The organism is Methanopyrus sp., from assembly GCF_053997775.1.
In genome coordinates, this window is record NZ_JBMXXF010000018.1 from 1 (window position 1) to 11092 (window position 11092).

General features: G+C 70.3%; 6 protein-coding genes and 1 tRNA gene. 6 read left to right on the plus strand and 1 reads right to left on the minus strand.

The annotated features are described in order from the left end of the window. The 6 genes from ACXJJV_RS02610 to ACXJJV_RS02635 form a co-directional block, all read left to right on the plus strand. On the plus strand, positions 1-705 hold a 705-nt coding region (locus ACXJJV_RS02610), incomplete at its 5' end, for an RsmB/NOP family class I SAM-dependent RNA methyltransferase (protein ID WP_456466625.1). Further along, a complete protein-coding gene (gene hisS, locus ACXJJV_RS02615) occupies positions 686-1939 on the plus strand; it encodes a histidine--tRNA ligase (RefSeq protein WP_456466626.1) in 1254 nt (417 codons plus the stop codon). The genes ACXJJV_RS02610 and hisS, both read left to right, overlap by 20 nt. Continuing rightward, positions 1936-2370, plus strand: coding sequence for a phosphoribosyl-AMP cyclohydrolase (gene hisI, locus ACXJJV_RS02620; protein ID WP_456466627.1), 435 nt, complete (start codon positions 1936-1938; stop codon positions 2368-2370). Before hisS ends, hisI begins: the two co-directional genes overlap by 4 nt. A 27-nt stretch (positions 2371-2397) precedes the next feature. Beyond that, positions 2398-4305, plus strand: a complete 1908-nt coding sequence (locus ACXJJV_RS02625; RefSeq protein WP_456466628.1) for a PINc/VapC family ATPase — start codon at positions 2398-2400, stop codon at positions 4303-4305. A gap of 38 nt (positions 4306-4343) precedes the next feature. Continuing rightward, positions 4344-4434: transfer RNA gene (locus tag ACXJJV_RS02630), tRNA-Ser, on the plus strand. A gap of 44 nt (positions 4435-4478) precedes the next feature. Further along, positions 4479-5768 (plus strand): aspartate kinase, encoded by a 1290-nt coding sequence (locus ACXJJV_RS02635; RefSeq protein WP_456466629.1) that lies wholly within the window; start codon positions 4479-4481, stop codon positions 5766-5768. Here ACXJJV_RS02635 and ACXJJV_RS02640 read toward each other — a convergent pair whose 3' ends face one another. Beyond that, positions 5769-11078 (minus strand): cobaltochelatase subunit CobN, encoded by a 5310-nt coding sequence (locus ACXJJV_RS02640; RefSeq protein ID WP_456466630.1) that lies wholly within the window; start codon positions 11076-11078, stop codon positions 5769-5771. Positions 11079-11092 lie beyond the last annotated feature (14 nt).

The following is an 11092-nucleotide window of genomic DNA, read 5'->3' on the forward strand; positions in this document are numbered from 1 at the left end:
CTCCCAATCGCGGTGATGGACGAGTGGGACGAGGGGCTGTTCGTCGTCCAGGACGAGGCGGCCGCGCTCGCCTCCGCCGTCCTGAACCCGAGGCCCGGGGAGGTGGTGGTCGACCTGTGCGCGGCCCCGGGCGGGAAGACCACGCACATGGCGCAGCTCATGGGTTGCGAGGGTCGGATCATCGCCATCGACGTCGACGAGACCCGCATGGACAGGCTGGTGGAGATCGCGGACCGGCTCGGGGTCCTGGACTGCATCGAGACGCACCTGATGGACGGCCGGGAGGCGCCGGAGGAGCTCGGTGAGGAGTTCGCCGACGCCGTCCTCGTGGATCCGCCCTGCTCCGCCGACGGGACGATTCGGAAGAACCCGGAGCGACGGTGGAGGATCACCCCGGACGAGCTCGAGAGGCTCCCCGACTTCCAGCTGGAGCTGCTGGAGGCTGGGGCTCGGCTCGTCAGGCCCGGGGGCCGGCTCGTGTACTCGACGTGCTCGATGTTCCCGGAGGAGGACGAGGAGGTCGTGCGCCGGTTCCTGGAGCGTCACCCGGACTTCGAGCTCATCGACGTGGACGTCGGGGACCCCGGGTTCGACATGCCGGAGGCGTGCCGGCTCTTCCCGCACCGGCACGACACGTGCGGGTTCTTCATCGCCCTCCTAGGACGGACGGGACGGGGTGAGGCCCGTGCGGATAGCGAGGCCTAAGGGCACCCGGGACTTCGAGCCCGAGGAGATGCGGGCGCGACGGTGGCTGGAGGGGTTCCTGCGGGAGCGCTTCCGCTCGTACGGGTACGAGGAGGTGCTCACCCCGACCTTCGAGCACGCCCGGCTCTTCGAGGAGAAGTCCGGTGAGGAGATCCTCGAGGAGATGTACGTGTTCGAGGACAAGAAGGGCCGCCGGCTGGCCCTCCGACCCGAGATGACGGCGCCCGTGGTCCGCATGTACAACGACTCGCTGAAGACCCGGCCGCACCCGCTCAAGCTGTGCTACTTCGTGAACTGCTTCCGGTACGAACAGCCCCAGCGCGGCCGGTGGCGGGAGTTCTGGCAGGCGGGGGTCGAGATCCTAGGCTCCTCCGAGCCCGAGGCGGACGTCGAGGTGATCGAGCTCACCCACGGGATCTTCGACGACCTGCTCCCGAGCGACGCCTTCGAGACCCGGGTCGGTCACCTCGGCATCCTCCGGGGGCTCCTGGAGGAGCACGGGATCGGGGAGGAGCGGCAGAACCGGGTCGCGCACCTGGTGGACAAGGGCGAGCTGGAGGGAGTCCGGGAGCTCCTGCCCGAGGACGTGGCGGAGCGCGTGCTGGGGATCGTCACCGCGGAGTCTGTGAGCGAGGTGGAGGAGGCCATCGCCGGGGCCGAGCCGGCCGAGGAGGCGCTCGAGAACCTGCTCGCGATCTCCGACCAGCTGAAGGAGGCGGGCGTCGAGCACGAGCTGGACTTCTCCGTCGCCCGGGGCCTCGACTACTACACGGGCATGGTCTTCGAGGTGCACGTCCCGGAGCTGGGCGGGGGCTCCCAGTGCGCCGGTGGGGGCCGGTACGACACCCTGGTTCGGGATCTGGGGGGCCCGGACGTGCCGGCCGTGGGGATGGCGATCGGGTTCGACCGGCTGCTGATGGCGCTCGAACTCTACGACCGGGTCCCGGGGGAGGAGCTGGAGGGCACGCGCGCCCTGCTCATCCCGCTGACCCGCTCCGGTAAGGTGTGGGAGGTGGCCCGGGAGCTGCGGGAGCTGGGTTGGATCGTGGACGTGGAGGTGTCCGGTAAGAGCCTGCGGAAGGCCCTCTCCATGGCGGACTCGAAGGGGTACGACTACGCCGTGATCGTCGGGGACCGGGAGCTTGAAGGAGGGTACGTCTCGGTGAAGAACCTGGAGACGGGCGAGCAGGAGGAGGTCCCGCTGAACGAGCTCGAGCGGGCGGCGGAGGTATGAGCGGGTTCGAGCCCCCGCTGGACGAGGAGGCCGCGCGACGCCTGGCCTCCCGGCTCAACTACCGGTTCGAGATCAACGGGGAGCCCCTGGTCGTGGTGGTCACGCAGGACGTGGAGTCCGGAAAGGTGCTCATGACCGCGTTCGCGAACGAGGAGGCCGTGTACCGTACGCTGGTGACCGGGTACGCCCACTACTGGAGCACCTCGCGGGGAGAAATCTGGAAAAAGGGAGAGGATTCGGGACACGTGCAGCGAGTTCGGGAGGTCCGCGTGGACTGCGATGAGGACGCCCTGCTCTACCGGGTGGAGCAGGAGGGGGGAGCCTGCCACCGGGGCTACAAGACGTGCTTCTACCGGCGCGTCACCCGGGACGGCCGCCTGTCGGTCGTGGAGGAGCGGGTCTTCGACCCCGATAAGGTCTACGGGCGTTGAAAAGGCGCAAGGGATGGTGTGCTCATCATGGAGATCGAGGTCAAGACTGAGCACGTGGTACCGGACACGAGCGTCGTCGTGGACGGTCGGATCTCCAGGCTGGCCGAGGAGGGGTACCTGGAGGACAAGACCGTGGTGATCCCGCGGGCCGTGGTGGCCGAGCTGGAGTACCAGGCCAACCGCGGGCGCGAGACCGGGTTCGCGGGCCTCCGGGAGCTCCAGGAGCTCCAGCGGCTGGCCCGGGAGGGCATCATCAAGGTCGAGTTCGCGGGCGAGCGTCCCGGGCTCGAGGAGATCCGGCTGGCCCGGAGCGGCGAGATCGACGCGATGATCCGCGAGGTGGCGCGGGAGTACGACGCGACGCTGATCACCAGCGACAAGGTGCAGGCCGAGGCGGCCAAGGCGGAGGGGATCGAGGTCGTCTACTTCGAGCCGATCACGAGGACGGGCGAGACCGAGATCGAGCGGATGATGCCGGAGAACGCCATGTCCCTGCACCTCAAGGAGAACGTGCCCCCCAAGGCGAAGGTGGGGCGCCCGGGCGACTGGAAGCTCGTCGAGCTGCGGCCCGAGCCGTGCACGCGGGAGGAGCTCGAGCGGTGGGCCCGGGAAATCATCGAGAAGGCGCACGCGGACGAGGACAGCTTCGTCGAGATCGACCGGGGCGGGGCCACCGTCGTGCAGCTGCGCGACCTCCGCGTTTCCATCGCGCGGCCCCCGTTTTCGGAGGGCTGGGAGATCACCGCGGTGCGGCCCGTGGTCAAGGTCACCCTGGACGACTACGACCTCTCGGACAAGCTGAAGCGGCGGCTGAAGGAGCGGGCGGAGGGCATCCTGGTCGCCGGCCCGCCCGGCTCGGGTAAGTCCACCTTCTGCGCGGCGCTCGCCGAATTCTACGCCGAGCAGGGTAAGATCGTCAAGACCATGGAGAGCCCGAGGGACCTACAGGTGAGCGACGAGATCACGCAGTACGCCCCGCTGGAGGGGGACATGGAGAAGACCGCCGACATCCTCCTCCTCGTCCGCCCGGACTACACCATCTACGACGAGGTGCGCAAGACCCGGGACTTCGAGGTCTTCGCCGACATGCGGCTCGCCGGCGTGGGCATGATCGGCGTCGTGCACGCGACCCGACCCATCGACGCGATCCAGCGCCTCATCGGCCGCGTCGAGCTCGGGCTCATCCCCCAGGTCGTCGACACGGTCATCTTCATCGAGGATGGCCAGATCAAGAAGGTGTACGACGTGTCCATGACCGTCAAGGTGCCCACCGGCATGACCGAGGAGGACCTCGCGCGCCCCGTCGTCGAGGTGCGCGACTTCGAGACCGGGGAGCTCGAGTACGAGATCTACACGTACGGCGAGGAGGTCTTCGTCGTCCCCGTCAAGGAGACCGAGGAGCGCGAGACCCCCTCCGAGCGCCTCGCGGCCGAGGTCATCGAGCGAGAGGTCCGCCGGTTCGTCGGCGGCCGGGTCCCCGTGGAGGTTGAGGTCAAGGGCTCCCAGGCCACCGTTTACGTGCCCGAGAACGTCGTGCCCATGGTCATCGGCAAGCGCGGCCGCAACGTCGAGCAGATCGAGCGGCGCACCGGCCTCAAGATCGTGGTCAAGCCGCTCGAGGAGCGCGAGGGAAAGGGGGAGGGAGAGGCCCCGAAGCCCCCGGGCCCCCAGCGGGCGGACGGAAGGGTGGTCGAGGTCGAGTCGGGCGAGGAGTTCCCGATGGAGGTCGTGGACGACGGTGAGTACATCCGGCTGCGCGTGGGCGAGCGGTTCGCGGGCCGACCCGTGAAGGTGTTCGTGGAGGACGAGTACGTGTTCACGGCCACCGTGGGCTCGAGCGGGGAGGTCCGGGTGAACAAGGAAACCTCCGTGGGCGAGCGGCTCGAGCGGGCGCTCCACCAGGGCCGGGAGATCCGGGTGCAGACGATCCCGTAATCGTTTAGTATCCCCTCCAAAAGGACGGGCCCGGAGACGCCGGGGCGGCCGAGCCCGGTCCAAGGCGCGGGATTGGAGATCCCGTGGCCCGTATGGGCCGCCCGGGTTCAAATCCCGGCCCCGGCGCCAGCCAGAATCGTTACGAAAATCATAACGATACGGCGGGAGCCGCGATGGAGGTGCACAAGTTCGGCGGCACCTCCGTCTCCTCCGAGGAGGGACTCCGCACCCTCGAGGCCTCCGCCGCCTCGGGCAACGTCCTCGTCGTCTCCGCCCTCGCCGGGGTCACCGACGCCCTCGAACGCTTCCTCCACGACGCCTGCCGGGGCGCCGCGGACCCCGACCCCATCATCGACCGGCACGAGCGCTTCATCGCCGAGCACCTGGAGGAAGACCACCAAGAGGTCCGCGAGTTCCTGCGACAGATGCGCACGATCCTCGAGGGCGTCGCCCCCGTCCTCGAGCAACTGGAACGCCCCGAGGACCGCCTCCGAGACCTCGTCCTCTCCCTCGGAGAGCGCGCCTCCGCCCGACTCATCGCCGCCTACCTCCGCGAGCGGGGCATCCCCGCCCGCGCGTACGACGCCTGGGAACTGGGCCTCATCACCAACGACCGGCCCGGCAACGCGGACATCATCCGCTGGGAGGGCACCCGCTCCAAGCTACTGAGGGACCTCAGGGCCGGCCGCATCCCCGTCGTCACCGGTTTCATCGGCCGCTCCGAGCGCGGTCACATCACCACCCTGGGCCGCGGCGGCTCCGACTACACGGCCACCATCCTCGCCGGCATCCTGGGCACCCGAGCCCTGATCTGGACCGACGTCGACGGGATCATGACCACCGACCCCGACCTCACCGAAGCCCGCGTCGTCGAACGCCTCTCCTACGACGAGGCCATGATGGCCGGCGCCTCCGGGGCCGAGGTCATCCACCCCAAGGCCGTCGAGGCCGCTAAGAACCTCGAGGTGGAGATCCTCATCGGCAACTCCCACACGGCCACCGTGGGCACGCTGATCTCCGAGAAGACCGAACCCGGACCCAAGGTCGTCGCCGCCCGCGAGGACGTCGCCCTCATCCAGGTCACCGGCGCCCGCATGATGGACGAGCCCGGCGTCATCGGCGCCGTCACCACCCGACTCGGCGACCACGACGTCAACATCCTCGCCCTCCTCACCACCGCCTCCGAACCCCGCATCAACATCCTCATCGAGGAGGGGGAGGTGGACCGAGCCCGCGAGGCCCTCCGCCACCTCGACTACGAGTGCAAGGTACGGGAGGACGTGGGCCTCGTCACCGTCGTCGGCGAGGGCATGTCCCACCAGGACGTGTCCACGTTCCTCGCCTCCTGCCCCGGGTTCGAGCTACTGGGCAGCGCCTACGGGGCCGTCGCCGTCAGCGTCGCGGTCCCCCGCGAGCACACCTCCCGCACCGCCCGCGCCCTCGCCGAAGCCCTCCTAGGCTGACTACCAGCGCGGCCCCCGGGCGACCACCCCGCGCCTCGCGGCCACCCACCCCGACACGATCAGCACCGTGAGCACCAGCGCCAGCACCCACTCCCAGATCCTGCGCACCGACGAGGAGGCCTGAGCCGCCGCCCTCGACAGCGTGCTGGCCGCCCTCGCCGCCGCCTTCCCGCTCGCCGCCGACCTCCCGACGGCGCCCCGGGCCGCCGAGACCGACCCGACCGCCGAGGCGCGGGAGACCGAACCCGACGAACCGGCCGCGCCACCGCCGACCCGACCCGCACTCAGCCGACCGGAGATCGGGGCCCCACGGACGCCGATCGTCACCGTCCGGCCCCCACGACCACCCAGACCCGAGCCCGCGCGACCCGACGGCCCTGAGGCCCCACCGGAGACACTCACCGACCCGGCCCGAACGACGACCGCCCGGACCGACGTCGTGACCGCCCGAGCCGCCGCACCGAGGGCCGAGCGGAAGGACGAGAACGGGGACGGCCGCGCCGCCGATCCCGGGGACCCACCACGGGCCCGGGCCACCCCGCGCCTCCCGACGGCCGTGGGGGCGACCCCTGAGGGGCCGGACCGAGCGCCCTGAACCGAGGAGCTCCGGGCCCCCGGTGACGCGGACCCGGGGGCGGCCGTTCCGGGCCGGCCGTACCTCCGCAGCACCTCCCTCAGCAGGGTGCGGATCTGCCGCACGATCTCCGGGTTATCCAGCCGCTGGTACCACTCCAACACCTGGTTCACTAGGCCCGCGATCTCCGAGTACGAGTACCCCGCCTCCAGCAGGACCCGGACGGCGTACGCGACCAGGGCCGGGTTCGGGCTCGTGTGGTGGCACGTGGCCGGCCCGTGCCGGGCCATGACCCGCAGCAGCGTCTGGGCCACCCTGACCAGCACGGAGCGGTCCCGAGGTTGCCAGACGCCCAGCCGGGCCAGCTCCACGAACCAGGCCAGGGAGGAGACGACCGACGCCCACCCGTACTCCGTGCTCGGCGGATGCCTTGAGAGCTCCTCCAGCAGCCGGCTCGCCACCCGGGTGTACAGCCCGTTGAGCGGGGCGCGCAGGGACGGGACGGTGATCCCCCAGCCGGCCAGGAACTCGATCCGACGGGCGACGCGTGACCACCCGTAGTCCCCGTGCCGGAGCATCGCGTTCCACCAGGACGGGCTCAGCAGCTTGGTGTAGACCTCACCCGCCAGCTGCTCGAACGCGGACCGGGTGCAGGCCGCGGTCGGGTCGATCGCGTTGGCGATGTACACCTCCGGGGCGCGCCCGGAGGCGAACGTGGCGTACAGGGCCATCCCGCCCACCCAGTCGTAGAAGTCGTCCGTGTCGATCAGGCCCCAGGTGTTCACCACGCTGTGCACCACGGCCCGCACCTTGGACATGAGGTACCGGAACGCGGTGACCGACGGGATCGCGTGGTACACCTCGTCCGTGCTCGTCCGCAGCACCATCACGCGGACCCGCTCGCCCTGACGCACGACCACGATCCGCGCCCGCGCCGAGTACACGTACGCCATCCGCGCCTCGCACGCCTCCCGGAACCGCTCCCAGAACCGCTCCTGGAACCGCCGCAGCGCCTCCGAGGGACCCTCGAGCACCCCCACGGTCCCTGACACGTCCGTCCACGCGTGCTCCACCACGTCCGAGGCGCCCGCCCCCGTGAAGACCCCCGGCGGCTGCGCGAAGTACCCGCTGGAGGCGATCACGTCCGCCAGCTCCCGCGCCTCCCGGGCCGAGTAACCCAACCGCCGCAGCTCCTCCTCCACCCGGGGCCTCAGCTCCAGGTAGTGCCGCCGACGGTAGTTCAGCTCCGACGGCTCGTCCACGTGCGAGACCAGGTAGAACGCGTCGGCGAGCAGCTTCAACGGCGCCTCCATGTGCAGCGCGGCCCACACGACCACGTCGATCCGCGGCCGGCGGAGCCACCGCCCGTCCACCCGCACCCTCAAATCCCGCAGCGGGATCAGCTCCACCCCGATCACCCGACCCGAGTCCGGATCCCACACCGGGCGCACGCCCAGCAGGTACAGCACCATCGCGATGTTCAGCCCACCCGTACAGAGCTCGTGCACGCCCCAGATCACCACGCCGACGGCCTCCGGCCAGGACCGGTGCTCCCGGTAGTACCGGGCCAGGAACTCATCCACCAGCCGTTTGGCCACCTCCCACGCCTCCGGCGTCGGCAGCATGTTAGGATCGATCGGGTACCCGTCCCGACCCGTGGGCAGCACGGCCGGGTTCCACATCGGCTCCCCCAGCAACCCCGGCGGCACGAACCGCCCGTCCAACCCCCGGAGCAGGTTCTCCAGCTCCGACTCCCCCGACCGCAGGTAGTGCGCGTAGATCCGGTAGACCCGGGCCGCGGCCTCCGCGAGCAGGTGCTCGTACTCCCGATCCTCCCGCATCGCCCCGAACGTCTCCAGCACCGCCCGCCGGGCCAGCTCCACCAACCGATCCCGGAAGCCCCGGAACGCCCGGGTCGCGGGGTTGGTGAGCCGGGGCCGCCACCCGTAGTACTCCTCCAGATCCTTCCACCGAACGTACTCGTCCAGTCCCCTCACCAGGCCCGGATCCAGCAGGATCTCCCGGAGCAGCCGGGCGAGGCACTCCCTCAGCCGCCGCTTGAACCCGGCGAACGCGTCCGGGTGCTCCGCCCGAAACCGCTCCAGCTCGCCCGGATCCGGCTGCTCGATCAGGCCCGCGTAGTAGGCGAACACGGCGTTCACGTCCGGCATCGAGGAGGCCAGCACGCCCGCCTCCCGGATCGCCGCCTCCCGGTCCGGGCCCCGACCGTACACGTGCAACCCGTACGCCACGTTGCTCAGCGCCAGGTCCAGCAGGAAGTCGTGCAGCTTGCTCACGAACTCGTCGAAGTGCTCGAGCGCCCACCGCCTCGGGTCCCGAGCCTCACCACCCCGCTCCGACAGGATCGCGTCGACCACGGTCCGCAGCAGTCCCAACCGACCCGCCTCCTCCACGATCCTCTTCCGAAGCTCGCCCAGCATCCTCGGGTCTCCGCCGATCATCCGCAGCTGCAGGTAGCGCGTGACCTCGCGCCACAGCCGATCGTACCGCTCGAAGTCCCGGAAGTAGCTCCAGGTCGGGGGCAGGTGGGTCAGCAGCACCGGGCCCGACCGGTACTTGGCGACCATGGCCTCGCCCGGGTTGCTGACGATGTAAACGTAGAAGTGCGGAACGTCCGGCAGCAGCACGTGCGGCCAGTCCACCCCCAGCAGCCCCACCTGGTGCCCCGGCAGCCACTCCAGCGTCCCGTGCGTGCCCACGTGCACCACCGCGTCCGCCCGGAACACGCGCCGCAACCACTCGTACGCCGCGATGTACTGCCACTGAGGCGGCAGGTCCGGCGAATGGTACACGAGCTCCGGGGAGCCCGACCAGCCCCGCACGGGCTGCAGCGTGATCACCACGTTCCCCAGCCGGAGCGCCGGGATCACATAGTACCGATCCCACCGCATGATCCCCCGGTTGTCCGACGGCGGCCCGAAGCGCTCCTCCACCGCCCGCATCCACCGCTCCAACGCCTCCCGCGCCCGCCGCACCCGCTCGTCGTCACCCCGCAGCAGGGACAGGTAGTACCGGAACCGGGAGAGCACGTCCTCCCGGTACCACCGCTCGAGCTCCTCCACGGGCACCAGCTGATCCGGCCCCACCGTCCCCAGCACGTACGAGCGCCCGTCCACGTCCACCCAGACCACCCGACCGCCCTCCACGATGACCCTCATCTCACCCGACTTCCAGCGAATCACGCGCTCGGCGCGCCCACCCCGGTACAGCCGGACCATCCCCGCGAGCTCACCCTTCGCCCACGGACCCACGTTCTTCAGCACCAGGTCCGCGGCCTCCATCAGGGCGTGCGCGAGTCGATCCTCGAACGCCTCCGCCTCCTTAGGATCCCGGCGCCGCAGCTCCACCACCCGGCGGAACACCTCCCCGGCCGGTCCTAGGTCGTACCCCCGCTCCGCCATGGCCGCCAGCACGTTAATCAGCGAGCGGAACACGTCCAGGTACGCGGCCCCGATCGCGTCCCGACCCGGCGGGTAACAGTAGAGCACGAACGCCACCCGCTTCCGCGACTCCGGCAGGTACCGCAACCGCACGAACCCGACCACCAGCCGGGCCAGATCCCGCACCATGTCCCGCAGCGGGAAGACGCTCATCCGATCCGACCGCTTCAGCGCGCACAGCTTGAACCAGAACGCGCCCTCCGCCTCCGGACCCCCGATCACCTGATACCCCCACTCGAACACGGCCCCCACGAGCCCCGAGTTCGGCGCATCCTTCTCCAGATCCAGGTAGTGCCAGGGCTCGCAGGCCCAGTCCGACCAGAACGGGTACACCACCTTGATCACGGGCGCGTCCAGCTCCCGGAGCGCCCACGCGGCCGGGTACGGGTAGTTCATCGTGAACGCCCACAGCGAGACGACCGCCGCCACCTCGTACCCCAACCGCCGCAGCTCCTGCAGCAGCCCACGACCCTCGAAGTCCACCGGCGGGACCACGTTCCCGTCGCACAGCAGGGCCACCACGCCCACGTCCCGCAGCCCGGACCGCGCCAGCTCCCTCCGGATATCCTCCACCACCCGCTCCACCAGCCCCGACTCGCCCTTGTAAAGGGCGTCAACGTAACCGAGCACCACCACCAGCCGCCGACCCGGGAGCTCCAACGACCGCAGGAACCCCAGGCACCGCTCCCGCAGCCCCCGCACCCAGGACGGAAGGATCGCCAGCCTCACCTCAAACCACAGGCCCCTCTCCCCCGCCGCCAACCGCCGCAGCCACCGGTGGTACGCCCCCTCCAACTCCGCCCCGGGGACCTCCGGAAACACCCATCCACGGCCCGGAACGTACGCGGCCACGAAGGAAACCCGGACCGAGGAAAGCCGCAGCCGCTCCGCCGGCACGTCCGGGTACGCGAGCCACAGCAGGTACTCCACCACCGGCACCAGAGAGTCGGAGAACCGGAACAGGAACCCCAGGTTCGCCACCGCGGCCGTGTTGTCCCGAACCCTCCGACACCTCGGACCGAACAGGATGAAATCGTGCTGATCCCCCGTCACGCACGCCACGAGCCGCTTCTCCCGCGCCAGCTCCCGGAAGAAACTCGACACGTCCGCCACCGGACGCCCCAGCACCCGCGCCGAGAGCTCCTCCACGAACGGGCCCGGTAGCGGCCCCATGTTGTCCAACACGACGATCTGAGACCGCCGAATGTCCCGGGCCAACGCGTCGAAGTCCACCGGAGCGCTCTGATCGCTCCAACTCACCAGCACGTTGTGCACGTGCAGCCGCACCC